A 25,785-nucleotide genomic window follows, 5' to 3' on the forward strand; every position below is an offset into this window, starting at 1 on the left:
GATCAGGATTCCTCCAGGCCCGCCTGCTGCCAGCGCTTGAAAGCGGGCCACTGGTAGATGGTTTCGACGTAGGCCAGCGCCTCGGGCGGCAAGTCCACATGATAGGTGCGCAGGCGAACCGCAACCGGCGCAAAGAAAGCGTCGGCAATGCTTGGCTTGCCGAACAGGAACGGACCGTTTTCGACCGCCGCTGCACGGCACTCGGCCCACAGCTCGACGATACGGTCGATATCGTTCTGGGTGTCGACGGGAATCACTTCCAGCGCCTGATCCTGGCGCAGGTCCATCGGCATGTTGCTGCGCAGGCTTATGAAGCCGCTATGCATCTGCGCGCACGCTGAACGGGCCTGAGCGCGGGCGGCGATATCACGCGGCCACAGCTCGGCGTCCGGAAAGCGCTCCACGAGGTATTCGCAGATCGCCAGGGAATCGATGATGGTGCCATGCTCGCTTTGCAGCGCTGGCACTTTGCCGGTTGGCGAGTACTGAAGAATGTTCTGCCGGGTATCGGGCTGGTTGAGGCGGATCACCTGATCGGTGAACGGCACACCGGTCATTTCCAGCACCAGCCAGGGGCGCAGCGACCAGGAGGAGTAGCGTTTGTCGCCAATAATCAGGTGCAAAGGCATGTGGTTGGCTCCAGAAAATGAAGGTAGTCCGTCGGTCCATAAAGGCGCTTTGGGAGCCGGACCTGTCCGCGAATGAGCCGGTGCAGCCGCTACATCGGCATCGTCTGCATAGACGTATTCGCGGACCAGGTCCGCTCCCGCAGGTCTGTTTCTACATGTCCGGCCCCTGGAGGCTGTTTACGTACGGTATTCGGCGTTGATCTTCACGTATTCGTGGGACAGGTCGGTGGTCCAGATCGTTTCGCTGCACTGGCCGCGTCCCAGTTCGACGCGGATGGTGATCTCCGCTTCGGCCATCACCGCCGAGCCCTGCTCCTCAGTGTAGGTCGTGGCGCGGCAGCCCTGGCTGGCGATGCACACCGAACCGAGAAATACGTCGATCTTGCTCACGTCCAGATCCGACACGCCGGCGCGGCCGACAGCGGCCAGGATGCGGCCCCAGTTCGGGTCGGAGGCGAACAGTGCGGTCTTGATCAGCGGCGAATGCGCTACAGCGTAGCCGACGTCCAGACATTCCTGGTGATTGCCGCCGCCGTTGACTTCGACGGTCACGAACTTGGTCGCGCCCTCGCCGTCCCGCACGATGGCCTGGGCCACTTCCATGCAGACGTCAAACACCGCCTTCTTCAACGCATCGAACAGCGGGCCGCTGGCTTCGGTCACTTCAGGCACGTCGGCCTGGCCGGTAGCGATCAGCATGCAGCAGTCGTTGGTCGAGGTATCGCCGTCGATGGTGATGCGGTTGAACGACTTGTTGGCGCCGTCGCGGATCAGGTCCTGCAACACGCTCTGGGAAACCTTGGCGTCGGTGGCGATGTAGCCGAGCATGGTCGCCATGTTCGGGCGGATCATGCCCGCGCCTTTGCTGATGCCGGTCACGGTGACGGTCACGCCATCATGCTGGAACTGACGGCTGGCGCCCTTGGGCAAAGTGTCGGTGGTCATGATGCCGGTGGCAGCTGCGGCCCAGTTATCCACAGACAGATCATCGAGAGCGGCCTGCAAGGCCCCTTCGATCTTCTCGACAGGCAGCGGCTCACCGATCACGCCGGTGGAGAACGGCAATACGGCCGCAGCGTCGACACCGGTCAGCTCGGCAAGCTTCTCGCAGGTGCGGCGTGCGGCAGCCAGGCCCGGCTCGCCGGTGCCGGCGTTGGCGTTGCCGGTGTTGGTCAGCAGGTAGCGCACGGTGCCTTGGACACGTTGTTTGGCGAGGATCACCGGCGCTGCGCAGAACGCGTTCAGGGTGAACACGCCCGCGACGCTTGAGCCTTCGGCGCAGCGCATGACGACGACGTCCTTGCGCCCTGGGCGCTTGATGCCGGCGGAGGATATACCCAGTTCGAAACCAGGAACCGGGTGCAGCGTAGGCAAAGGACCAAGACCAACAGCCATGGATGTGCTCCTCAAGGACAATCTGTGCCGTGCGCATCGGGACGGCAATCAATGAAAAAACGCCGCGACAGGCAGGCCGGTCGCGGCGTGGTTACTGCAGAGTCAGGCGTCAGTTGATCTGGCCGTGACAGTGCTTGTATTTCTTGCCCGAGCCGCACCAGCACAGCTCGTTGCGGCCCTGCTTCTGCTCGTTGCGGACCGGCGCCTGAGCGACCGCGACGTCACCGGCTTCTTCCTCCAGCACAGGCTGTTCGATGCCCGGTGCAGCGGCGTGTTCGAACTGCATGCGCTTGGCCAGCTCCTCGGATTCCTGACGCAGACGCGCCTCTTCTTCCTCTGGATCTTCGCGACGTACCTGGACGTGGGACAGAACGCGAATGGTGTCGCGCTTGATCGAATCCAGCAGTTCCTGGAACAGGGTGAAGGACTCGCGCTTGTATTCCTGCTTCGGGTTCTTCTGGGCGTAGCCGCGCAGGTGAATACCGTGGCGCAGGTGGTCCATGGTCGACAGGTGGTCTTTCCACAGGTCGTCCAGGACGCGCAGCAGAATCTGCTTCTCGAACGTGCGCAGGGCTTCGGCGCTCGCCTGATCTTCCTTCTCGCTGTAGGCCACCAGCAGCTGCGCCATGATTTTCTCGCGCAGGGTTTCTTCGTGCAGGTGGTCGTCCTCGTCGAGCCACTGCTGGATCGGCAGCTTGACCGCGAAGTCGGTGTTCAAGGCAGCTTCCAGACCAGCCACGTCCCACTGCTCAGGCAGGGATTGCGGTGGAATGTGCTGGCTGATCAGGTTGGTGAGCACTTCCTCGCGGAAGTCGGCAATGGTGTCACCGATATTCGCAGCAGCCAGCAGGCTGTTACGCATGTGGTAGATCACCTTGCGCTGTTCGTTGGCCACGTCGTCGAATTCGAGCAACTGCTTGCGGATGTCGAAGTTGCGACCTTCCACTTTACGCTGCGCTTTTTCAATGGCGTTGGTCACCATGCGGTGTTCGATGGCTTCGCCGGACTGCATGCCCAGGGCCTTCATGAAATTCTTGACCCGGTCGGAGGCGAAGATGCGCATCAGGCTGTCTTCCAGCGACAGGTAGAAGCGGCTGGAACCGGTATCGCCCTGACGACCGGCCCGGCCGCGCAGCTGGTTGTCGATACGCCGCGATTCGTGGCGCTCGGAAGCGATCACGTGCAGGCCGCCCGCTTCGATCACTTGCTGATGGCGTTTCTGCCAGTCGGCCTTGATCTGCGCGATCTGCTCGGGGGTCGGGTTTTCCAGGTTGGCGACTTCGACTTCCCAGTTGCCGCCCAGCAGGATGTCGGTACCGCGACCGGCCATGTTGGTGGCGATGGTCAGCGCACCCGGACGACCGGCCTGGGCAATGATCTCGGCTTCCTTTTCATGGAACTTGGCGTTCAGAACCTTGTGTTCGATGCCTTCCTGGGTCAGCAGCCGCGACATGTGCTCGGAGGTTTCGATGGTCGCCGTACCCACCAGCACCGGACGGTTTTCCGCCATGCATGCCTTGATATCGGCAACGATGGCCGCGTACTTCTCTTCCGCGGTCAGGTAGACCAGGTCGTTGAAGTCCTTGCGCGCCAGCGGCTTGTTCGGCGGGATGACCATCACGGCCAGGTTGTAGATCTGGTGGAATTCGAACGCTTCGGTGTCGGCGGTGCCGGTCATGCCGGACAGCTTGTTGTACAGACGGAAGTAGTTCTGAAACGTGGTCGACGCCAGGGTCTGGCTTTCGGCCTGGATGTTCAGGTTTTCCTTGGCCTCGATGGCCTGGTGCAGACCTTCGGACAGACGACGACCCGGCATGGTACGGCCGGTGTGTTCGTCGACCAGCAATACCTGACCGTCCTGGACGATGTACTCGACGTTGCGGTTGAACAGTTTGTGCGCACGCAGACCGGCATAGACGTGGGTCAGCAGGCCCAGGTTGTGCGCCGAGTACAGGCTCTCGCCTTCGGCCAGCAGGCCGGCTTCGGTGAGCATTTCCTCGATGAACTGGTGACCGGCTTCGTTGAGTTCGACCTGACGGGTCTTCTCGTCGACGGTGAAATGGCCCGGCTTGGTGACTTCGCCTTCCACTTCCTCGATGTGTTGCTCGAGCTTGGGAATCAGGCGGTTGATTTCGGTGTACAGCTTGGAGCTGTCTTCAGCCTGGCCGGAGATGATCAGCGGCGTACGGGCTTCGTCGATCAGGATTGAGTCGACTTCGTCGATCACGGCAAAATTGAGTTCACGCTGGAACTTGTCGTCCATGCTGAACGCCATGTTGTCGCGCAGGTAATCGAAACCGAATTCGTTGTTGGTGCCGTAGGTGATGTCCGCGGCGTAGGCGGCACGCTTCTCTTCAGGCGGCTGGAACGGCGTGACGACGCCGACGGTCAGGCCGAGGAATTCGTACAGCGGACGCATCCAGTTGGCGTCGCGGCGGGCCAGGTAGTCGTTGACGGTCACCACGTGCACGCCCTTGCCAGACAGCGCGTTGAGGTAAACAGCCAGGGTGGCGCAGAGCGTCTTGCCTTCGCCGGTACGCATTTCGGCGATCTTGCCTTCATGCAGGGTCATGCCGCCGATCAACTGAACGTCGAAGTGGCGCATGCCCATGATGCGTTTACCCGCTTCGCGGGTGACGGCAAAGGCTTCCGGCAGAAGTTGATCGAGGGTCTCGCCTTTGGCTATGCGGGCCTTGAACTCTTCGGTCTTGGCGCGCAGTTGCTCGTCCGTGAGGGCCAACATTTGCTCTTCGAAGGCATTGACGAGTTGTACCGTCTTGAGCATGCGCTTGACTTCACGCTCGTTCTTGCTTCCAAAAAGTTTTTTTAACAAAGGCGCAAACATATCGACAGGATCTTCCACACATAGGAATGGAGGGCGGCCCCGTGAGTCGCCCGTGCGGCCCTAACGGCCGCATGCGAACGAGCATTCTACCCGGAAACGGTGGTGAGGAAAGTGGCGTTAATCCACGATGCTGGCACAGCGCTGTGACGGGGCAGATCTACAATGGGGCCATATTTCAGCACTTCAACCCCTAAGTTGTTGAAGTTACTCATTGATTTGCCTATGAAAGCACGGAAAGCGCCTGCGACCCAGCGCCGCGAACGCTTTCTGTTAAGATAACCGCCTTGTTACTCCCAGGCATTGCCCCCCATGGCCTTTCGTCCTCTCAACGCCCGCGCACCTGCCGTCCTGCTGCGCGAGGCCAAGCCGCTCAAAGCCATCTTCCGTCACGCCGAACGCCTGGGCCATCTGCAACGCCTGCTCGAAAGCCAGCTGCAACCGGCCGCCCGCGAACATTGTCACGTGGCATCCTGGCGTGAAGGCTGCCTGTTGCTGATCGTCACCGACGGGCACTGGGCTACGCGCCTGCGCTATCAACAAAAACGTCTGCACCGGCAAATGCTGGCCTTCGACGAATTCGCCAACCTGACTCGCATCGTGTTCAAGGTGCAGCCGCCCACGGTGCAGAGCAAGACCGTCGGGCACACCATCGACCTGTCGACCGTCGCCGCGGAAAACATCCAGGCCACCGCCCAGGGCATCGCCGACCCGAAACTGCGCGCCGCCCTTGAACGTCTGGCCGGCCACGCCCGCAACAAGCCGTAGCGGCCGCTCAACGCCAGCCCAGCGTTTTCTCGAAACGCGACTCGCCGACTTTCAATATTCCCGCCTGACGCAACAGCGGCGTCACGCTGGCCTGGGGCTCGACTTCGCCGGCGATGGTTGCGCGACGGGCCAAAGGCTCGGCGTTGACGGTGAAACGATGTTCACCCTCGCGCCGCACATCGGCCAGCACCTGTAACGCCTCGCGACAGTCCACGTTGAGCGTGGCATTGCCCAGCACCATCATCCAGGGCGCCAGCAGCGCCATGTCTTCGCTGCGCAATTCGCCTTCGCTGGCGGTGCAACGTGAGCCGCGACCGCGTAGCTGCAACCGGCCTTTCCAGTGACCGTCCAGGGTGTAGGCCGAAGGCGGCGTGATCAGCGGCTCGCCCGGCAGCAGATCAGCCTGCCACGCCCATGGCCAGCCGGTGACCGACAGATCCCAGGCCTGTTGCTGAAAGCCGCCGCTGAACTGCGCCTCGGCCATCCAGGGTCGCCACTTCCAGATCAGCGGGCCGATGGGGCCGACGCTTACCGCGTTCCCGCTCCACAGCGTGCCGCTGATGCCCTCCGGCTGCCAGCCCGGCGGCCAGCTGATCGTTCGCGCGATGAGCGAAGCCGGGAGGTTCAGCAGCACGGTGAGCGCCAGCACGACACCGCCAATGATCCAGATTCTGCGATTCACGGCACTGCACTCCCGACGTCCAGGCTGAAGATCATCGCCTGATGGCCTTGTTCCACGCTCCAGCGCAACGGCCGACCACCGCGCCCCTGAACGCTGCGCATCAACTGCGCCAAAGGCTCGGCGCGGGTCAACTCGCCGCGCAGCAGCCAGATATCGCCGCGTTGCTCGACCTTGGTCAGCACCAGCCCGCGGGCGCTGGCCAGGGTTTGCCAATAGTCGGTGGAAAATCCTGGGCCGGGGCTCAGGCTTTGCGCCTGGCGGGCCAGCGCCGGCCACTGGCTGATCTCCTTGACGGCCGCGACCACCGGCCGGCCGATCACCACCAGCAGCAACGTCAGCACCAGCACCCAACCGGCCAGCAGCGCATAGCGTCGGGTCGGCGGCAGTGCATGGATGGCGCTCGAAGCGCGGTGGATCAAAGCTTTCATGGCTGTACACCCAAGTCGAAATTCACGGTCAGCAGCGAGGCTTGGTCATTGGCTTCGACGCTCGCGGACGCCCCGACCGCCTTGCCCATCGCCTGCCAATGCGCCAGCGGTGGCGCTGCAACACTACCGTTGAGCACCAGTCGCCAGTTGCGGCCATCGAAATAGTTGCCCGACACGCCCCAGCCCGGCTGGGCAGCAAGCCAGTCTGAGACAGCCAGCTCCAGTTCCGCAACCTGCTGCTGACGACTGCGCCAGTCGGTTTGTCGGGCCTGCAGGCGCGCCAGCGAGCGAGCGGCCTGTTGGGCAGTACCGACCGGCCCGGTCACCGCCTCGACCTGAGCCTTCCAGCCCGGCACTTGCTGGCAGAATTGCACTGCCGACACGCCGGCCCAGCACAGCACCAGCAGCGCGCAAACGGCGGCCAGTCGGCGTTGAGTGCGACTGAAAAGTGCCGGACCACGAGGTGTTGTCACGCGGCGCGTTGCAGGGCTTTCCAACAGATTGGGCAAGCGCTCCAAAGGCGCCCATTGCGAAGGCCAGGCGCCTTGCATCCGCTGCGTCGGCTGCTGCCATTGGCCGGGACATTGGCCGAGAACCGGCGGCCAGAACAGCCAGGCCTGGGTGCCGTCATCACCGCCGCGCTTGAAGCAAGCGCCATCGGTTCGCGACCAGCACAACAACTGACCGGGCGCTTGATGCGGCAGCAGTTGCGGCTCGGCCCACAGGCAGGTCGGCACAAGATCCAACGCTTCGCACTCCGCCAGCCAGCCATTCACCCTGGCACGCTCCACCACCAGCAGTTCCAGTTGCCCGTTGGCCCGCGACAGGCAATTGACCTGCACCTGATCGACCGGCTGTTGCAGCACGTCTTCCAGCAGCATCGGCCATTCGTGGCGTTTGAGCCCTGGCGGTGCCGCGACCTGAAAGTGGCTGCACAGCGCTGCCGGAATGATCAGCGCGACGGTTTCAGGCAACAGAGGCGCAGGCGGCGGCCAGTCGCCGGACTGATTGCCGGGCATGCGACACCACTGCCAGCCGTTCTCCGGATCGACAGGCGGACGAACCAGCAACCAGCCGCGCGCATTGCGACGCCCGGCGCGCCATTGTTCGAACAGGGCGTCAGGCCGCTTCATGGACGGGTATCGGGCAAGGCGAAAGTACACACATAAGGCGCTCCCTGACGCTCGAATTCGAGTCGCACGCCCCGATTGGGTTGCACCGCGACCGTGGAAGGAAACGCCAGCCAGCGCGTCCCCTGATAAAAACCGATGTGCAGCTTATCCACCGCCTCCAGCCGTTCACGGCTGTCCCATTGCGGCTCGCCAGCGGCGTACAGGTCGCTCGATGTCGCCAGGCTCAAGCGTCGCTCACCAGCTTCGAATGTGAGCCGCTGGCGTTGCAGGCCGGATTCTCCTGCCGCACCCGACCAGCCGCTTATCGCCACCCATTGCAGACGGTTGGCGTCCGGCTGCCAGTCCAGCCAGCTCACCGGCAACGGCAGGCGGTTTTCATACAGCTGACGCAGCACCAGTCCGTCGAAGCGACGCTCCAGTGCCATGCAGAACTCCAGCACCTGCGGCTCGTTACCGGGCTCGGTCAAACGCTCGCGCACCTTCAGCCAACCGTTGACCAGCGCCGCCAGCACCACGCCGATCACCGCCGTCAGGGCCATGGCCACCAGCAATTCGATCAGCGTCAGGCCGCGCTGCCTTGCACTCAAGGTCGCACCAGAAACAGCGTGAACTGCCCCAACGGCTCGCGTTCGTCCCTGGCGGCGTACAGCGCAAGTTCACCACGGCGCAGGCGCTGCACGCCGGTCATGGCCAGATCCATGCGCCAGTAACAGGTCGCATCGCCCTGGCGCAATTCGCCGCGCACCTGATTGAGCTGCGGCCAGTAGCGCTCGACGTTGAACTGCGCTTCCAGTTCGCGGGCACACAGGCTGCCCAAGCGGTGTTGCTGCACGGCCTGATGCACGCTGATGCGCTGGCGCAGCAACTGGCTGACCATGACCGCCATCACCGCCGCAATCCCCAGCGCCACCATCACTTCCAGCAGGGTAAAGCCACGCTGGCGCTTCATGGCAGATCGACCCGGCTCAAACGGTTGTCGCTCAGCCATTGCCAGCGCTGCCCACCTTCCGGCCAGTGCCAGTTCAAGATCACCGGCGCAGCCAGCCCGGTGGGGGTGAACACCACGATCGGTTCGCTGGACACCGGCCAGTCAGCTTTCAATTCCGCGGGCCACGAACCCGTGGGCGATGCATCGGGCACCCAGCGCGCCGATGCCTTGTCAGCCTGCCAATGCACGAACTCCGGCTGCCGGCCGTTCCAGCGCATGCCCACGATCTGCCCGCTGTGTCGGGCCTGGGCCGCCTGCGCTCGGGTCTCGGCGGCCAGTCGTTCAAGCGCCCGCTGCATCGGCGCAGGCCCGGTGTCCAGCCAGGCGACACTCATGGCGCTGAACAGGCCGACGACCAGCAGCACCACCAGTATCTCCAGCAGTGAAAACCCACGCGACCGCTGCATTTACAGGTTCCAGTTACCGATATCGCCGTCAGTCCCCTCGCCGCCCTGTGCAGCGTCGGCGCCCAGCGAATAGATATCGATGCGACCGTGCTCGCCCGGCGCGCGGTAGTGGTACGGGTTGCCCCATGGATCGTCCGGCAGGCGACGGATGTAACCGTCGGCGCGCCAGGAACGCGGCAGCGGTTCGACTTTCGGCGCACTGGTCAACGAGTTCAGGCCCTGTTCGGTGGTCGGATAACGCAGGTTGTCGAGGCGATACATGTCCAGCGCCTGCTCCAGCGTGGACAGGTCGGCCAGCACCTTCTGGCGCATGGCCTTGTCCTGATTGCCCAGCACGCTGGGCGCCACCACGGCGATCAGCAGGCCGATGATGAAGATCACCACCATGATTTCCATCAGCGTGAAACCGCGCTGGCGTGGCTTGAAGGTCGAAGGCATGAATGAAGTCTCCATGATCAGAAAGTAAGGCCTTGATTGAGCTGCATGATCGGCAGCAGCACGGCCAGGACGATGAACAGCACCACGCCGCCCATCACCAGAATCATCAACGGCTCGAACAGCGCCATGAGCGTGTCCACCTGGCGGGCAAAGCCGCGCTCCTGGTTGTCGGCGACCCGTTCGAGCATGTCCGGCAAAGTGCCGCTGGCCTCGCCGCTGGCGACCATGTTGAGCAGCAGCGGCGGGAAATGACCGGCGCCGGTGAGCGCCCGGTGCAGGCTGACGCCGCCTTCGACCTGATCGCGCACGGTTTGCAGAGCGCGGTGAATTTCCCGGTTGCTGACCGTCGCGGTCGCCACCTGCAAGGCTTCAAGCAACGGCACGCCGCTGCCCACCAGAATCGCCAGGCTGCGCGACAGCCGGGCGCTTTCCAGCACGGTCAACAGCGCACCGACTCGCGGCAGCCGCAGCAGGTCGCGATCCCGGCGCAGGCGCCATTGCGGTTTGCGCAACAGCAGGCTGCCGCCGATGCCGACCAGCACGGCCAGCACCAACAACCACGGCCCGACCAGCACCAGCCCTTCGCTGATGCCCATCAACAGGCGGGTGATCATCGGCAGGCTTTGCCCGGTGTGGCTGAACTGTTCAGTGAGCTTGGGCACGACAAAAGTCATCAGGCCGACCACCACCAGCAGCGACACCAGCATCAGCACCGCCGGGTAGATCATCGCAGTGCGCGCCTTGTGCCGTTGGCGCTGGACTTGCTCAAGGTGTTCGGCGAGGCGTTCCAGTACCGGTGCCAGCTTGCCGGACCTTTCGCCGGCTTCCACCAGCGCACAATACAAGCCGTTGAACAAACCGCCTTGGCGCCGCAGGCTCTGCGCCAGACTGTGGCCTTCGCCCAATGCCCCGCGCACCGCCACCAGCAGGTTACGAATCGCCGGTTCGGCCAATTGCCGCTCCAGGGTCGAGAGCGCATCCACCAGCGGAATACCGGCGCTCAGCAGCGTCGCCAGCTGCCGGGTCAGCTCGCACAACTGGCCGTGGTTGAGCCGCTGGCCGCGTGGGCTACGAGAGGTGGAATCCTGAAGTTGCAGTTCGCGGGCGAACAGGCCCTGCTCGCGCAACAGTTGTCGGGCGTGACGCTCGTTTTCTGCCTGCAGGCTGGCCTTGCGGGTACGGCCTGCCGGATCAAGCGCCTGATAGCGATAAGTCGGCATCGATCAGCCCCGCACCGCGCGCAGCACTTCGGCCAGGCTGGTTTCGCCGCGACGCAGGCAATCGGTGGCCATCGCTGCCAGGCTCTGGCGCTTGTCGGCGAGATAGTCGTGCATGACAACTTCGCTGGCGCCGGCGTACAGCAACTCGATCAGCCCGGCGTCCAGTTCAATGAATTCGTACAGCCCCATTCGCCCGTCGTAGCCGGTGTGCTGGCAGTCATCGCAGCCCTGGGGATGAAAGCTTTCATGCAGCCCGGCCAGTTCCGGCCACAAGGCCCGTTCGGCGTCGTTCATCGGTTGCGGCGTGGCGCAGGCGCACAGGCGTCGGACCAGCCGCTGAGCGAGTACGCCTTTGAGGCTGGAAGCGATCAGAAACGGTTCGATGCCCATGTCCCGCAAACGGGTCACGGCGCCCACGGCGCTGTTGGTGTGCAGGGTCGAGAGCACCAGGTGACCGGTCAGGCTGGCCTGCACCGCGATCTGCGCGGTTTCCCGATCACGGATTTCACCGAGCATGATGACGTCCGGGTCCTGGCGCAGAATGGCGCGCAGCCCACTGGCGAAGGTCATGCCGGCGCGCGGGTTGATCGCGGTCTGGCCGATACCGGTAATGGCATATTCCACCGGGTCTTCGACGGTCAGGATGTTGCACGAACCATCGTTGAGGCTGTTGAGGCTGGCGTACAACGTGGTGGTCTTGCCGGAGCCGGTCGGCCCGGTGCTGAGCACGATGCCGTTGGGCCGCAGCAGGCAGGCCCGCAGGCCGCGCTCGACTTCGGCGGGCATGCCCAGGTTGTTCAAATCCAGCAGGCTGGCTTGCTTGTCCAGCACCCGCATGACGACTCGTTCGCCATAAATCCCCGGCAAGGTCGAAACGCGAATGTCCACTTCCCGTCCGGCCGAACGCAAGGTGATGCGTCCGTCCTGGGGCTGGCGTTTTTCGGCGATATCCAGCCGCGCCATGACTTTGATCCGCGACACCAGCATCGTGGACAAGGCCCGCGGTGGGCGCAGCACTTCGCGCAGATGACCGTCGACCCGCAAACGAATGACCAGGCTGGCCTCGAAGGTTTCCACATGAATGTCCGAAGCGCGCAAACGCAGTGCCTCGGCGAACAGGCCATTGATCAGGCGGATCACCGGCGCGTCGTTGTCGTTTTCCAGCAGGTCTTCGACCTTGGGCAGCTCGCTCATCAGGCTGTCGAGATCGACCTGATCGCCGATGCCTTCGATCAGCGCGGCAGTGGCAGACTCACCGGCCTGATACAGCGTGCTCAGACGCAATTCGTATTCCTGGGCCGAGACGTGCTCCACCGCCTTCGGCAAACCGTGTACCCGCAGCACTTCCTGCAAGGCATCGGTATCGACCTCCGGCCGCAGCCAGAGCTGCCAGCCCTGTTCAGCGGGCACCTTGGCAACCCCGGCCTGTCGGGCAAGGCGATACGGCAGCAGCGCGGTCACCATACGTCGCGCCCCATCCGTTCGCGGCTGGCCGGAAACAGTTGCAGCAAGCTGTCGCTCGCCGCTTCCTCGGGCAGTGCCAGCGACGTGCTGGCCTTGAGATTGCGGTACTTCTCGCTACTGAGCCGGGCCAGGGTTTCGCCGTCGCGCACGATGCGCGGGCGGATGAACACCATCAGGTTCTGTTTCACCCGCTGGCTGGCGTCGGAACGGAACAGACGACCCAGAAACGGCACGTCACCCAAAAACGGTACGCGCTGGTCGGTGGTGGTGGTTTCATCACCGATCAGCCCGCCGAGCACGACCAGCCCATTGTCCTCGACCATGACTTTGGTCTTGATTTCGCGTTTGTTGGTGATGACGTCACTGGCAGTGGCGCTGTCGGCAATCGAGGACACTTCCTGGACGATATCCAGACGCACCGTGTTGTCGACATTGATCTGCGGTTTGATGCGCAGCTTCACGCCGACTTCCTTGCGCTCGATGGTCTGGTACGGGTTGGTGTTGTCCTGGGTCACCGAGCCGGTCACGAACGGTACTTCCTGGCCGACCAGAATCGAGGCTTCGGCGTTATCCAGGGTCAACAGCGTCGGCGTCGACAACAGGTTGAAGCCGCTCTGGCTCTTGAGCGCATTGAGCAGCGCGAGAAAGTTCAGACCGCCGCCGCTGAGGTTGCCGACACCTGCGGTCACGCCTTGCACGCCGGACAGCAACTGGCCCAGGCCGGTGGTGTCATTGGCCTGCGCCAGTGCCGCCACGCTGGTGACGCTCGGCGCGCCGCTGCCGGTAAAGTTGATCGCGCCGCCACCAAAGTTGTCGCCCTGAAACAACCACTGCACGCCCAGTTCCTGCGCGCGGGTGTCGGAAACCTCGGCGATGATCGCTTCGACCACCACCTGAGCGCGGCGGATATCCAGCTGTTCGACGATGCTGCGATAAGCGCTGACCTCGCTGTCCGGGCCGACCATCACCACGGCGTTGGTGCCTTCTTCGTATTCCATGCGAATGCCCGACGTGCTGACCGGCAATGCCTTCTCGCCTTCCTGCGCGGTTGAAGTCGGCACCGCGTTGTCCTGGCTCAGGCCGCGCAGCACCTTGACCACTTCGGCGGCGTTGGCATGACGCAGGTAGATCACCACGGTATTGGCGTTCTGCAACGGGTCGCGGGGCGTGTCGAGTTTCTTGAGCAAGGTTTTCACGCGTTCGCGGCTGTCGGCGCTGCCGCGCACCAGCAATGCGTTACTACGCGGGTCGGGCACCACCTGGGCGCCGTCGGCACCCTGTTCGCGGGCCAGCAGGCGGGTGACCAGCAGCGCGGTGTCGTTGGCGTTGGCGTGTTTCAGCGGCAGGACTTCCAGCGGTTCCTGGCTGACCTGATCGAGCTGCACCAACAGGCTGTCGATGCGGTCGAGGTTGCTGCGCCAGTCAGTGATCACCAGCAGATTGGCGGACGGATATGGCGTGACGACGCCCACGCGCGGATCAATCAGCGGCTTGAGAATGTTGAGCATCTGTTCGCTGGCGGCATTGCGCACATTGAACACGCGGGTCGCCATGCCATCGTTGACCGGGCCGATGGGCCGTGCGGTTTCCACCGGCACCGGCTCCAGCCGCGCCGCCTGATCCGGCACGATCTTCACGCTGCCATTGGGCAGATCGACAGCCGCAAAACCCTGGGCGCGCAGCTGCGAGAGGAACATGGCGTAGATTTCTTCGCTGCCCAGCATCTCGCTGCTGCGGACCGTGACCTTGCCTTTCACCCGCGGATCGATGATGAAATTGGTGTGGGTGATGCGCGACACGCTGTCGATGAATTCGCTGAGTTCGGTGTCGACGAAATTGACTTCATAAACAGGTTCTTCCTCGGCTGCCGCATGCCCGAGAGTCAGGGCACAGAGCAAGGCAGCGAGACGCAGAGGTTGCTTGAGGCGATTGATGGTCATGCTTATCCCTGTTGCTTGAAGCCGAATGACGGACGTTGCGCGGGCCAGGGCAAACGCTCGCGCTTGCCGTTGTTGTCGAACACCAGGCCCAGCTCATCGATGTCCTGCAAAACAATGCCGGGCGCCAGGCGCTGACCGCGGGCCAGGGTGCGCTGGCGCTGTTCGAAGCGCAGCACCACCACGGTGGAGGCCAGTTCACGGGCCTTGAAGCCGCCGAGGTACTCGACGGCCAGCGTGGTCAGTGGCAGCTCGTTGCTGATCACCGGCCCTGCTTGCCAGTGGCCGCCCAGCAGTCGGGCGGAAGGCGCCGTCGGCACGCTCGCGGCAGCTGTAACCGCCGGGCCGTGCCAGATCTGCAACACGCATTGCGCGGCCAGCCATCCGGCCAGCGCCGCCAGCAGCACATGACTGGCACTGACGAGCCGACTCAACTGATCTGCTCACGCGGGTGCCAGCCCGGATGCCCTTGCACATAGCGCATCTGCGGCAGTTGCAACGGCGCGATCCGCCAGTTGGCGGGCTGCTCGCGCAACCAGGCTTCAAGGTGTTGCCAGAGTGGCTGACCTGCCTGCGCGTCGAAGCCCAGGCCGAAGGTGCGGCACTGCCCGGCTGGTTCGCCGAGGCCGCTGACGCGTTTGCCGCCGGCGCTGTAGGTGATCTGCCATGGCTGACCCAGCCAGCGCGGCAGGTCCTGGCTGTTATCCAGCAGCAACGGTTCGCTGAACATCTGCTCGGCGGCGTTTTCCAGGACGCGCGGCACCTGCCTGGCTGAAACGCTGACCACCGGCGCGGGGTAGCTGGCGGTCAGGCTGATCAAGTGTTCGCGGGTAATCGGCTGGCCCTGATCCAACGGGCTGTCGTAGCGCAAGCCCGGCAGCAGCACGGCCGAATCAGGCGTTTCGGCCAGTGCGGAGTGCAGCAGACGATCCCAGCTGCCGCCGCGCACGTCACGGCGCCAGAGGTTTTCCGGGGCGTGGGCCAGCGGCTGGTCGAGCCAGCCGGCATGGGCGGCGCGCTGTTGTTGGGTGAGCTGGCGGATGCGGCGGGCTTCGAGTTGATCCTCGGCACTCAGGATGCCGTCCAGCGCCGGATGGAAGCGTGCCGTGAATTGCCACTGCCCACCGGCCTGCTGGCAACGGATGCGAAATGCGCCGCTGGCTCGTGTCCCGCCGAGTACCACTGGCACTCGCTTGCCGGACGGCTGGGTGACCTCGACCGGTTGCGGCCACAAATCCTGACCGCGTGCGCACAGCACCAGATCCACCTGAGCCAGACGCTCGGCCATCCAGAAGCCGGGACCGGTGCCGACATCCGCCAGCGCGACGACCAGATCGGCCTCGGCGCGGGCGCGTTCCAGCACCGGTTGCAGACTGTCGTTCCATTGTTTGAGGGAAGCTTGCTGGTCGCGGGCATAGGGGTCGGTGACGCCGACCACCGCAATCCGGATTCCGCCACGCTTGAAGAACGCCACCGGTTCAGTGCCCAGGCGCTGGCCGGTAGCCGCCGCGAGCCCGGCACCGAGCACAGGATGCCCGAACTGTTTGTACAAACCGGCGCAATGCTGCGGCCAGAGCAGGCGCTCGTCGCTGCTGACGCGCACTTCGCTGCCCAGCAGCGCGCTGCCCTGGACGCCGGATTGCCCGTGAGTGAGGTAAGCCAGACCGCTGCCGTTCCAGCACTGACCGTTTTCCAGGGTCAGGCTGTTGCCCTCGCCCGCTTCCCGGCGCAAGCCGTGGAGCAGCGCGCCGAGCACCGGATAGCCGCCGGTTTCGATGTGTTGGCTGAGACTGCTGTCCAGCAGGCCGTTGAGTTGGGCTTGATCCGGTGTCGCGACGCGGGCGTTGACGCCGCTGATCCACGGCGCCTGGCCGATGCGGGTTGCAGGTCCGAGGCGCGTGGCGGGAACGACTGGCTTGCCAGGCTGACGGGCGTCGAGGGTATCGGCTACATACAGCAGGTCCACTTGCCCGCCGTTGCTGCTGCCCATTCCTTGAAGGTTCGAACAGCCCGGCAGCAGAGGCAGCACGGCTCCGGCCGTCATCCATCCCAACACATCGCGCCGCGCCAATGAAGCCATCTTCCACATCCTGAGGCTGATTCATGTCAGGGGCGGCATATTGGCGACTGCAAATGACAGTTTGATGGCATTTTTCTGAATGGCGGTGGAAACCGACCTTCGTAACATCTTGAAATAACTAGTAAGGGTCGGTGATCGTTTCTTAACAAAACTGCCAATGAATCATCACACTCGACTTCTACAGTCCCGGTTCCTTTACAAACCCACTGTTAAAAAAGGGCCTGATGCATGAGTCGTAATACCGGTGATAACCAGAACCGCAATCTCAGCAGCAATGAACCGATGGCCTCGGTGCTGGACACCTTCCTGAGCCGTCGCAGTGTCGTGCGCGGTGGCCTCGGTGCCGCCATCGCCATGATTGCGGGGACCGGTCTGACTGGCTGCTTCGACAGCGACAGCGACAACGATCACGACTCGCCCTCGACTCCAACGCCGGAGCCGACCCCGAAACTGCAACTGGGCTTCACCTCGATTCCGGGTTCGCGTACCGACGCAGTCAGCGTCGCCGCCGGTTACACCGCTTATGTGCTCGCGCCGTGGGGCACCCGCCTGAGCGACGCCACCGAGCAGTGGAAAAGCGACGGCACCAACAGCGCCGCCGACCAGGCCAACGCCATGGGCATGCACCATGACGGCATGCACTTCTTCCCGATCAATGGCAGCTCGACCGATGGCCTGATCGCGATCAACTTCGAATACATCGACCAGGATGCCCTGCATCCGGCCGGCGCCACCTCGGTCGGTGGCGTGCGCCCGGCTGAAGAAGTCCGCAAGGAGATCAACGCCCACGGCGCCGGTGTCGTGCGTGTTCGCAAGTCCGGCGACCGCTGGCAGGTGGTGGAAAACGACCCGCTGAACCGCCGTTTCACCACCGCATCGGTCATGAACCTGTCTGGTCCGCTGGCGGGCACCGACAGCGTCAAGACCAAGTTCTCGGTCACCGGCACTCAGACCCGCGGCACCAACAACAACTGCGGCAACGGCTATACGCCATGGGGCACGTACCTGACCTGTGAAGAGAACTGGCCTGGGATTTTCGTCAACAAGGGCGTACGCCCGGCGGATCAAGTGCGCATCGGTGTCAGCTCGTCAGCCGGCAACTACGACTGGGAAACGGCCGCAGGCGACGCCTCGGAAGTGAACGATGAGTTCCGCCGCTTCGACGTGACCCCGACCGGCGCCACGGCAACCGACGACTACCGTAACGAAGCCAGCACCTATGGCTACATCGTCGAAATCGACCCGTACAACGCCGCCACCCTGCCGGTCAAACGCACCGCGCTGGGCCGCTTCCGCCACGAGGGCTGCTGGCCGGGCCTGACCACGGTCGGCAAGCCGGTGACCTTCTACATGGGTGACGACTCGCAGAACGAATACCTCTACAAGTTCGTGTCCACGGCGCTCTGGGAAGCGGCCGACGCCAACCCGAGCGACCGCCTGGCGACCGGCGCCAAGTACATGGACAGCGGCAAACTGTATGTCGCGCGGTTCAACGCTGACGGCAGCGGTGTCTGGTTGCTGCTCGACGTGATGACGCCGACCAGCGATGGCAGCACCCTGGGCGCCAGGTTCACCAACCTGCCGGGCATCATCCTCAACACCCGTGGCGCGGCCGATGCCGTGGGCGCAACGCCGATGGACCGTCCGGAGTGGACCGCCGTCAACCCGCTCAACGGCGATGTGTACCTGACCCTGACCAACAACACCGCACGCACCACGGCCAATGCCGCCAACCCGCGCGTCCCCAACAATCACGGGCATATCGTGCGCTGGAACGATGGCGACGATCATGTCTCGTTCACTTGGGACATCTTCGTCTACGGCGCAAACGCGGCAGGCACGCCGGACCTGAACCGTTCCGGCCTGACCGAACTGAACCAGTTCGCCAGCCCGGACGGCATGACCTTCGATAGCCGCGGGATCATGTGGATTCAGACCGACAACGGCGAGAAAACCATCACCAGCTACACCAACGATCAGATGCTGGCGGTGATTCCGTCCAACATGGTCGATGCCGCGGGCAAGCAGATTCCGGTCAACGCCCAGAACCAGGGCGACCTGCGTCGTTTCTTCGTCGGCCCTAACGGCGCCGAAGTGACCGGCATTACCTTCACCCCGGACAACAAGACGATGTTCCTCAACATCCAGCATCCGGGTAACTGGCCGTCCACGGACGTAGCGACCGACGTCACTTCCGGCACCGTCCGCCCACGAGCTTCCACCGTGGTGATCCAGCGCGCCGACGGAGGTGAACTGGGGGTTTGATTCCTCGCTGGTAATGCTTTCGCCAGCAAGCGGACTCCTGATAGGAGCGAGCTTGCTGTGGAAGGCAATCCGACGACCTGGCGCATAGCGGCAGCAAACCCTCGCTCCGACATCACACCGTTCAACGCTGCCGCTACGCGCCAGATCGCGACCAAGGTCGCTCCTACACCCCGCTGCCATCCAGCGTTTTACATCCCCACCTCACGCTCCCGCACCACCATTTGCTGCGCTGGCACCTGGCTGTGCCATTTCACGACGCCCAGCGCTTCGACCCGGTACTGGCTGCGGAACACCTGCCCGTCAAGGTCGGTTTCCAGTTGCAGCAGGAAATGGTCACCATTGAGTTGCAGGCCCTCCGTGAGCCGCGCGAATTTCTCGTCGTCCATGGCGCCCATGGCCTGGCGCAATTCACTGGCATCCTTGTAACCACCGGGCGGCCGACTGCTGATCAGGCGGGTCAACTCAGCCCGACCGATCTCACCTTCATACAGCGCCTCGAGCAGCGGCAATTCGTCCAGATTCAGCGCGTTGGCATTCAGGCGCCAGCCGGTTACCTCGGGGAGCGCGCAGAGCTGCCCTGATTGCTGTTCGCGCCTGGGATCGGCAGGCAGCAGCAGATTCAACTCGCTGGTATCGACCATCAGCTGATTGGCTGCCAGACGCGCCGGTTTCAGACGCAGGTACTCATTGTTTTCGGCGCCTTGCTGGCGGCTTGAATGATCGTTGTCGAGCCAGTCGGAAAGCGTCTGGGCCAGGCGCTCGGCAGCCATGTCGTCGCCAAGCAGATAGACCAGTTGCCGCTGGGCCCGCTCGGCGTCCGGCCCAATCAGGCTGTTGACGTTGAAGCAGCGGTGCAAGTCCAGAATGCGAATGCTCGCCTTGCCGCCCGCAAAACTGTAGCTCAACGGCTGGCCGCGCAGCGCTTGCCAGAACAGCGGACTGGCGCGCCATAGCGGGTCCTTGAGCGCCTGCTCGGTAAAGGCCAGCGCCGCCTTCTCCACTGCCCGCGCCTGCAGCCGCTGCTGCACCAGGCGCACGCCGTTCACTTCGTGCCGCCCCTGCTCGACCATCCAGGCCAAGCCCGCGGCCAGCATCGCCAACGCGACCAGTACCATGAGCAAGGCGGCACCGCGCTGCTGTCTTTTGTCGATCATCTTGCCGGTCCGTTCAGGCTGGATGCGTCAGTCAACACGCTGAATGTTTCAGGCAGGTGGCAGCCTCATGAAACCCGCATAAAACCGTCACCGCGCCGTCATAAACGCTCGGCAGAATGCCTCTTCACATTTCAAATCAAACACCTGGAGAGCCTCATGGGCGGAATCGGAATCTGGCAATTGCTGATCGTGCTACTCATCGTGTTCATGCTGTTCGGCACCAAGCGCTTGAAGGGTCTGGGCGCTGACGTTGGCGAAGCGATCAAGGGCTTCCGCACGTCGGTCGGTGGTGACGAAACCAAGCCGCAGGACGCGCCCAAGCCGTATCTGAACGATACCGCCCAGCCGTCCGGTCAATCGGACAACAAACACTGATGTTCGAGATCGGTTTCACCGAACTGGCGTTGGTGGGCGTGATCGCACTGCTGGTGCTCGGCCCGGAACGCCTGCCCAAGGCCGCCGCAACGGCCGGACGCTGGATCGGCCAGGCCAAGCGCACCATGGGCGGCATCAAGGCGCAGATCGAACGCGAGATGGATGCCGAACAGGTGCGTCAGGAGCTGAATCGCCAGCCTCTGCGCCAACTGGAACAGGAACTGCGCGATGGCATTCGCCTGGCCCCTCCTGCACCGGTCGCCAACACCCAGCCCACCAACGGACCCACGAGCCCATGAACCTGATCGAACACGAGGCTCCGCAGATGCTGGTGGGGCAACTGCGCAAGGTGCGCACGCGTCTGCTGCGCTGCATTCTGGCCATCGTCGTTTTGTTCGCGGCGCTGTTCCCGTTCGCCCAGCAGCTCTACACCTTCATCTCCGCGCCACTCAGGGTTTTCCTGCCTGAAGGCGCCAGCATGATCGCCACTAGCGTCACCTCGCCGCTGATGGCGCCGTTCAAGCTGACCATGATGACTGCACTGTTCATTGCCATGCCGGTGCTGCTGCATCAGGCATGGGGATTGATTGCGCCGGTGGTCTACCGCACCGAACGGCGGGTTGCGATCTGCCTGCTGATTGCCAGCGTCGTGCTGTTCTATTCAGGGATGGCGTTCGCGTTCTTCCTGGTGTTCCCGATGATGTTCGGCTTCTTCGCCAGCGTCACGCCGGACGGTGTGGAGATGATGACCGACATCGGTCTGTACCTGGATTTCATCCTGGCGCTGTTCCTGGCGTTCGGGCTGGCGTTCGAGATACCGGTTGCGACCTTTCTGGTGGTCTGGGCCGGTATCACCGACGTAGCAACCCTGAGCAAAAGCCGCCCGTATGTGATCGTCGGCTGCTTCGTGGTCGGCATGCTGCTGACACCGCCGGATGTGTTCTCACAGACGATGCTCGCCGTGCCGATGTGGATGTTGTTCGAAGTGGGTTTGCTGGCCAGTCGGGTGATTATCAGGCGTAGGGAAGCGGGTATTGCCGACGCGGCTTGAAGTTGCCGATCAGCCGTAGGCTCGCCGCCCCTGCGCTTCTACAGACATAAAAAAAGGCCGCTCGAAAGCTGCCTTTAAAATATAAAAGGAAAGAGAGTAAAGCCTGCTTACACGGCCGCGACAGGACGCATGTAAGAAATAGGAGCGGTACTGGCATCCTCGAAGGTCACGACTTCCCAAGCGTCTTTCTGCTCAATCAACGTGCGCAGCAGACGGTTGTTCAAAGCGTGGCCCGATTTGAAACCACGGAACTCACCAATCAGGCTATTGCCCAGCAGGTAGAGGTCGCCGATGGCATCGAGGATTTTATGTTTGACGAATTCGTCCTCGTAACGCAGGCCGTCTTCGTTCAGCACGCCGTCCTTATCGACCACGATGGCGTTTTCCACACTGCCGCCGAGTGCGAGGTTGTGCTTGCGCAGGTACTCGATATCACTCATGAACCCAAAGGTCCGGGCACGGCTGACTTCCTTCACGAAGGAAGTGCTGGAAAAATCCACGCTTGCACTTTGGGTGCGGTCGCGGAAGACCGGGTGATCGAAATCGATCTCGAAACTGACCTTGAACCCTTCGAAAGGCAGGAAAGTAGCGCGTTTACCGCCCTCTTCCACTGTCACTTCACGCAGGATACGGATGAATTGCTTCGGCGCGTCCTGTTCTTCCAGGCCGGCCGATTGAATCAGGAATACGAAAGGGCCTGCGCTGCCGTCCATGATTGGAACTTCGGAGGCAGAGAGCTCGACGTAGGCGTTATCGATGCCAAGGCCAGCCATGGCCGAAAGCAGGTGCTCCACCGTATCGACCTTGACGTCACCGTTGATGAGAGTAGTCGACAGTGTCGTCTCGCCGACATTCTCCGCACGCGCAGGGATCTGCACGACAGGATCGAGGTCGGCTCGGCAGAACACGATGCCGGTATTCACAGGCGCAGGCTTGAGAGTCAGGTAAACCTTCTCCCCGGAATGCAGGCCGATACCTGTGGCACGGATAATATTTTTCAGGGTGCGTTGTTTAATCATGGCATGGCCGCTTCAGCGCAAGTTGCGAACTGGTATCAACAAAGGCTGGCGATAATAGCAGACCATGCCTTTGCTGAACACCAATCACCCTAATACCCCTGATACATTTCATCAATCGGCCTGGCGACGCAGGAAAGCCGGGATATCCAGATAGTCCAGATCGTCGTTCGGGTTCATCTTCGCCGCTGCCGTAGCGCCGGCGTGAGCCTGGTTGCGCATGACCGTCGGACGATCCAGGTCGCGGTAGTTGACCGATGGCGCTTCCTGACGCGCAGCCTGGTGGGCCGGAGCCTGCTGGGCAGCTTGCAGGGTGTTGTCGATGACCTTGACCGGCTTCTCGATTTTCGCACCCAGACCTGTGGCAACCACCGTTACATGCAGCTCGTCGCGCATGTCCGGATCGATAACAGTACCGACCTTGACCATGGCGTGCTCGGAGGCGAACGCTTCGATGATGCTACCGACGTCCGAGTATTCACCCAGCGACAGGTCAGGACCTGCGGTGATGTTGACCAGGATGCCGCGAGCGCCTTGCAAGTTCACGTCTTCCAGCAGCGGGTTGCGAATGGCTGCTTCGGTTGCTTCACGTGCACGGTTCGGGCCGCTGGCAAAGCCGGTACCCATCATCGCCATGCCCATTTCGCTCATCACGGTACGCACGTCGGCAAAGTCGACGTTGATCATGCCCGGACGCTTGATGATGTCGGAGATACCGCGAACGGCACCGGCCAGTACATCGTCAGCCTTGGCAAAAGCCGACAGCAGGCTGGCGTCCTTGCCCAGGATGGTCAGCAGCTTCTCGTTGGGAATGGTGATCAACGAGTCGACGCTTTCGGACAACATGCGGATGCCTTCATCGGCGATCTGCATGCGCTTGCGGCCTTCGAACGGGAACGGACGGGTCACGACCGCGACGGTCAGGATGCCCAGTTCCTTGGCCACTTCGGCAATGATCGGTGCTGCACCGGTACCGGTACCGCCGCCCATGCCAGTGGTGATGAACACCATGTTGGTGCCCTGCAGGACTTCAGCGATGCGCTCGCGGTCTTCCAGAGCAGCCTGACGACCGACTTCAGGGTTGGCGCCGGCGCCCAGGCCCTTGGTCACGCCGGTGCCCAGTTGCAGGATGGTACGTGCACCAATGTTCTTCAGTGCCTGAGCATCAGTGTTGGCGCAGATGAACTCGACGCCTTCGATGTTGCTCTTGACCATATGATTGACAGCGTTGCCGCCACCACCACCCACACCGATGACTTTAATGACCGGGCTTTGCGGGACGTTGTCTACGAGTTCGAACATTTTCTCTCTCCTTCCGCTCTCTAGTTTATTTATGCCTACTGCCGCTACCGCTGTGAAGCTGTAAAACCTTGAAGCTTAGAAATTGCCCTGCACCCAGCGCTTGATGCGTTCAAGCACCGGAGCCTTGGGTTCGTCGCCGTAACTGGTGATGCCCGGCCCGGACAGCGAGATGCCGTCCGACTGCTTTTGCAGCCCGTAGAGCAACAGGCCTACGCCCGTCGAATAGATCGGGTTGCGGGTGACATCGGCCAGCCCTTTGACGCTATGCGGCACGCCGAGGCGTACCGGCATGTGGAAGATTTCCTCGGCGAGTTCCACCGCACCTTCCATTTTCGAGGTACCACCGGTCAGCACGATGCCGGCCGGGATCAGGTCTTCATAACCGCTGCGACGCAGTTCGGCCTGGATCAGGGTGAACAGCTCGTCGTAACGAGGCTCCACCACTTCGGCCAGCGCCTGACGCGACAGCTCGCGAGGTGGACGGTCGCCCACGCTCGGTACCTTGATGGTTTCACCGGCGCCGGCCAGCTTGGCCAGGGCGCAGGCATAACGAATCTTGATTTCTTCGGCGTACTGGGTCGGTGTGCGCAACGCCATGGCGATGTCGTTGGTCACCTGGTCGCCCGCAATCGGGATCACGGCGGTGTGACGGATCGCGCCTTCGGTGAAGATCGCGATGTCGGTGGTGCCGCCGCCGATGTCCACCAGGCAGACGCCCAGCTCTTTTTCGTCATCGGTAAGGACCGAGTAGGCCGACGCCAGTTGCTCCAGAATGATGTCGTCGACTTCCAGACCGCAGCGCCGCACGCACTTCTCGATGTTCTGTGCCGCGTTCACCGCGCAGGTCACCACGTGCACCTTGGCTTCCAGACGCACGCCGGACATGCCCAGCGGCTCGCGAACGCCTTCCTGGTTATCGATCACGTAATCCTGAGGCAGGGTGTGCAGCACCCGCTGGTCGGCAGGGATGGCAACGGCTTGCGCGGCGTCGAGCACGCGCTCCAGGTCCGCGGCGCTCACTTCACGGTCACGGATCGCGACGATGCCGTGGGAATTGAGGCTGCGGATATGGCTGCCGGCCACGCCGACGAACGCCGAGTGAATGCGGCAGCCCGCCATCAGCTGGGCCTCTTCGATCGCGCGCTGGATCGACTGGACCGTGGACTCGATATTCACCACCACGCCCTTTTTCAGGCCACGGGATGGATGCGTACCGATACCCACGATTTCCAGCGATCCATCGGCCGCGACTTCGCCTACCAGCGCCACCACTTTGGAGGTACCGATATCCAGGCCGACGATCATTTTGCCGCTTTGCACATTTGCCATGGTCCTGCCTCTTATCAATTCTTCGCGACGGCGGGTTTGTCCGACGTCGGCGTTACCTGTTCCCGCCAACCGACCGCAAGGCCGTTGGAGTAGCGCAGGTCGACGCGCGCAATATTCGTGATTTGTTCTTTCAGGGTCTTGTCGTAAATCGCGATGAAGCGGCGCATTTTTTCCACAAGGTGATCCCGTCCCAGCAGCAGTTCGATACCCGGTCCGGCACTGCCGGCACCGGTGGTCAGGAACCAGCTGCCGCGTTCGCGCAGTTCCAGGCGCACGATGGAGAAGCCCATGGGGCGCAACATCTGGCTCAATACCTGGTACTGCTGCATGACCTGCTGTTGGGCCCGTTGTGGGCCGAACAACTGCGGCAAGTGTTCATAGTTGGACAGCTCACGCGGCGTGAACGCCTGTCCCTGGTTGTTGAGCAATGACTCATCGCCCCAGCGTGCGACCGGCAACTGTTCTTCCAGGCGGATCACCACCTGATCCGGCCATACCCGCCGGACTTCGGCATGGGCAATCCACGGCATCTGTTCCAGCTCGGTGCGCATGCCCGCCAGGTCGATCTTGAAGAAGCTCGACGCCACGTACGGCGCAATGCGCTGCTGCACCGCCTGCTGACTGATGTAGCTCAGGTCGCCCTGCACATTGATCTTGGTGATCGGGCGATCAGCATACGGCATCAGGCGCTGCGCACCTTCGTACGTGCCAAAGCCCAGCACCACCAGCATCACCGGCCAGAACAGACGCTTCAGGAAACTGAAGTTCGCTTTCGGCACGCGCGACGACAGCGGCTCCTTGGCCACCATCCGGCTGGCGCCACGCGGCACCGGCTTGCGGCCGGGAGCGGGTGACTGATGACGTGCCGACGAGCCGTTCATG

Annotated in this window: 24 protein-coding genes and 1 pseudogene; 5 read left to right on the forward strand and 20 right to left on the reverse strand. The window is 62.9% G+C overall.

Translation table 11 applies throughout. The features are described 5' to 3' along the window. Window positions 1-2: 2 nt before the first annotated feature. The 3 genes from EGJ27_RS15080 to secA all read right to left on the reverse strand — a co-directional run bounded on the left by EGJ27_RS15080 (window position 3) and on the right by secA (window position 4,869). Entirely contained in the window at window positions 3-629 is a 627-nt protein-coding gene (locus tag EGJ27_RS15080; RefSeq protein ID WP_125831557.1) for a glutathione S-transferase family protein, read from the reverse strand. A gap of 177 nt (window positions 630-806) precedes the next feature. Continuing rightward, a complete protein-coding gene (argJ, locus tag EGJ27_RS15085; protein ID WP_125831558.1) occupies window positions 807-2,024 on the reverse strand; it encodes a bifunctional glutamate N-acetyltransferase/amino-acid acetyltransferase ArgJ in 1,218 nt (405 codons plus the stop codon). A gap of 109 nt (window positions 2,025-2,133) precedes the next feature. Further along, a complete protein-coding gene (gene secA, locus EGJ27_RS15090; protein ID WP_125831559.1) occupies window positions 2,134-4,869 on the reverse strand; it encodes a preprotein translocase subunit SecA in 2,736 nt (911 codons plus the stop codon). Window positions 4,870-5,178: 309 nt separating this feature from the next. On the opposite strand from secA, the gene EGJ27_RS15095 reads away from it, so the two are divergent. Then, complete coding sequence (locus EGJ27_RS15095) at window positions 5,179-5,634, forward strand: DUF721 domain-containing protein (RefSeq protein ID WP_125831560.1); 456 nt, start codon at window positions 5,179-5,181, stop codon at window positions 5,632-5,634. 7 nt (window positions 5,635-5,641) lie between these two features. Here the strand turns inward: EGJ27_RS15095 and EGJ27_RS15100 are convergent, their stop codons facing one another. The 12 genes from EGJ27_RS15100 to EGJ27_RS15155 are packed head-to-tail and all read right to left on the reverse strand — an operon-like array spanning window position 5,642 to window position 16,411. Continuing rightward, window positions 5,642-6,316 carry a hypothetical protein gene (locus EGJ27_RS15100; protein ID WP_125831561.1) on the reverse strand — a complete coding sequence of 225 codons (675 nt, stop codon included), beginning with the start codon at window positions 6,314-6,316 and terminating at the stop codon, window positions 5,642-5,644. Then, window positions 6,313-6,744, reverse strand: coding sequence for a type II secretion system protein GspM (gene gspM, locus EGJ27_RS15105; protein ID WP_125831562.1), 432 nt, complete (start codon window positions 6,742-6,744; stop codon window positions 6,313-6,315). The genes EGJ27_RS15100 and gspM overlap by 4 nt, the downstream gene beginning before the upstream one ends. Next, window positions 6,741-7,877, reverse strand: a complete 1,137-nt coding sequence (locus tag EGJ27_RS15110; protein WP_125831563.1) for a type II secretion system protein GspL — start codon at window positions 7,875-7,877, stop codon at window positions 6,741-6,743. Before EGJ27_RS15110 ends, gspM begins: the two co-directional genes overlap by 4 nt. Then, window positions 7,874-8,464 (reverse strand): type II secretion system protein J, encoded by a 591-nt coding sequence (locus EGJ27_RS15115; RefSeq protein WP_125831564.1) that lies wholly within the window; start codon window positions 8,462-8,464, stop codon window positions 7,874-7,876. Before EGJ27_RS15115 ends, EGJ27_RS15110 begins: the two co-directional genes overlap by 4 nt. Continuing rightward, window positions 8,461-8,826 carry a type II secretion system protein gene (locus EGJ27_RS15120; RefSeq protein WP_125831565.1) on the reverse strand — a complete coding sequence of 122 codons (366 nt, stop codon included), beginning with the start codon at window positions 8,824-8,826 and terminating at the stop codon, window positions 8,461-8,463. Before EGJ27_RS15120 ends, EGJ27_RS15115 begins: the two co-directional genes overlap by 4 nt. After that, window positions 8,823-9,272: a type II secretion system minor pseudopilin GspH gene (gene gspH / locus EGJ27_RS15125; RefSeq protein ID WP_125831566.1), complete on the reverse strand. Its 450-nt coding sequence runs from the start codon at window positions 9,270-9,272 to the stop codon at window positions 8,823-8,825. The genes EGJ27_RS15120 and gspH overlap by 4 nt, the downstream gene beginning before the upstream one ends. After that, window positions 9,273-9,710 (reverse strand): type II secretion system major pseudopilin GspG, encoded by a 438-nt coding sequence (gene gspG / locus EGJ27_RS15130; protein ID WP_125831567.1) that lies wholly within the window; start codon window positions 9,708-9,710, stop codon window positions 9,273-9,275. A 17-nt stretch (window positions 9,711-9,727) separates the two neighbouring features. Then, a complete protein-coding gene (gspF, locus tag EGJ27_RS15135) occupies window positions 9,728-10,930 on the reverse strand; it encodes a type II secretion system inner membrane protein GspF (RefSeq protein WP_125831568.1) in 1,203 nt (400 codons plus the stop codon). Between the two features lie 3 nt (window positions 10,931-10,933). Then, window positions 10,934-12,382, reverse strand: coding sequence for a GspE/PulE family protein (locus EGJ27_RS15140; RefSeq protein WP_125831882.1), 1,449 nt, complete (start codon window positions 12,380-12,382; stop codon window positions 10,934-10,936). Window positions 12,383-12,387: 5 nt separating this feature from the next. Further along, window positions 12,388-14,334: a type II secretion system secretin GspD gene (gspD, locus tag EGJ27_RS15145; protein WP_125831569.1), complete on the reverse strand. Its 1,947-nt coding sequence runs from the start codon at window positions 14,332-14,334 to the stop codon at window positions 12,388-12,390. Between the two features lie 2 nt (window positions 14,335-14,336). Beyond that, on the reverse strand, window positions 14,337-14,765 hold the full coding sequence (locus EGJ27_RS15150; RefSeq protein ID WP_125831570.1) for a pilus assembly protein PilZ: 429 nt from the start codon (window positions 14,763-14,765) through the stop codon (window positions 14,337-14,339). Beyond that, window positions 14,762-16,411, reverse strand: a complete 1,650-nt coding sequence (locus EGJ27_RS15155; protein ID WP_125831571.1) for a lipoprotein UxpA — start codon at window positions 16,409-16,411, stop codon at window positions 14,762-14,764. Before EGJ27_RS15155 ends, EGJ27_RS15150 begins: the two co-directional genes overlap by 4 nt. 228 nt (window positions 16,412-16,639) lie before the next feature. On the opposite strand from EGJ27_RS15155, the gene EGJ27_RS15160 reads away from it, so the two are divergent. After that, complete coding sequence (locus EGJ27_RS15160; protein WP_125831572.1) at window positions 16,640-18,676, forward strand: PhoX family phosphatase; 2,037 nt, start codon at window positions 16,640-16,642, stop codon at window positions 18,674-18,676. Window positions 18,677-18,864: 188 nt separating this feature from the next. On the opposite strand, the gene gspK is transcribed toward EGJ27_RS15160, so the two are convergent. Then, the gene (gene gspK, locus EGJ27_RS15165) at window positions 18,865-19,827 is read right to left on the reverse strand and encodes a type II secretion system minor pseudopilin GspK (protein WP_125831883.1); all 963 of its coding nucleotides are present in this window, start codon (window positions 19,825-19,827) and stop codon (window positions 18,865-18,867) included. Window positions 19,828-19,986: 159 nt separating this feature from the next. Here gspK and tatA point away from each other — a divergent pair. The 3 genes and pseudogenes from tatA to tatC form a co-directional block, all read left to right on the forward strand. Continuing rightward, a pseudogene (tatA, locus tag EGJ27_RS25205) lies at window positions 19,987-20,124 on the forward strand (twin-arginine translocase TatA/TatE family subunit); the annotation flags it as partial. 80 nt (window positions 20,125-20,204) lie between these two features. Then, window positions 20,205-20,504: a Sec-independent protein translocase protein TatB gene (tatB, locus tag EGJ27_RS15175; RefSeq protein WP_125831574.1), complete on the forward strand. Its 300-nt coding sequence runs from the start codon at window positions 20,205-20,207 to the stop codon at window positions 20,502-20,504. Further along, window positions 20,501-21,256 carry a twin-arginine translocase subunit TatC gene (gene tatC, locus EGJ27_RS15180; RefSeq protein WP_125831575.1) on the forward strand — a complete coding sequence of 252 codons (756 nt, stop codon included), beginning with the start codon at window positions 20,501-20,503 and terminating at the stop codon, window positions 21,254-21,256. Before tatB ends, tatC begins: the two co-directional genes overlap by 4 nt. Window positions 21,257-21,363: 107 nt before the next feature. On the opposite strand, the gene lpxC is transcribed toward tatC, so the two are convergent. The 4 genes from lpxC to EGJ27_RS15200 form a co-directional block, all read right to left on the reverse strand. Continuing rightward, entirely contained in the window at window positions 21,364-22,275 is a 912-nt protein-coding gene (lpxC, locus tag EGJ27_RS15185; RefSeq protein ID WP_125831576.1) for a UDP-3-O-acyl-N-acetylglucosamine deacetylase, read from the reverse strand. 111 nt (window positions 22,276-22,386) lie between these two features. Beyond that, window positions 22,387-23,574 carry a cell division protein FtsZ gene (gene ftsZ, locus EGJ27_RS15190; RefSeq protein WP_125831577.1) on the reverse strand — a complete coding sequence of 396 codons (1,188 nt, stop codon included), beginning with the start codon at window positions 23,572-23,574 and terminating at the stop codon, window positions 22,387-22,389. A 75-nt stretch (window positions 23,575-23,649) separates the two neighbouring features. Continuing rightward, entirely contained in the window at window positions 23,650-24,903 is a 1,254-nt protein-coding gene (ftsA, locus tag EGJ27_RS15195; protein ID WP_125831578.1) for a cell division protein FtsA, read from the reverse strand. 14 nt (window positions 24,904-24,917) lie between these two features. After that, a complete protein-coding gene (locus tag EGJ27_RS15200) occupies window positions 24,918-25,784 on the reverse strand; it encodes a cell division protein FtsQ/DivIB (RefSeq protein WP_125831579.1) in 867 nt (288 codons plus the stop codon). Window position 25,785 lies beyond the last annotated feature (1 nt).

The organism is Pseudomonas sp. v388, from assembly GCF_003935425.1.
In the GTDB taxonomy this organism is placed as follows: Bacteria; Pseudomonadota; Gammaproteobacteria; order Pseudomonadales; family Pseudomonadaceae; genus Aquipseudomonas.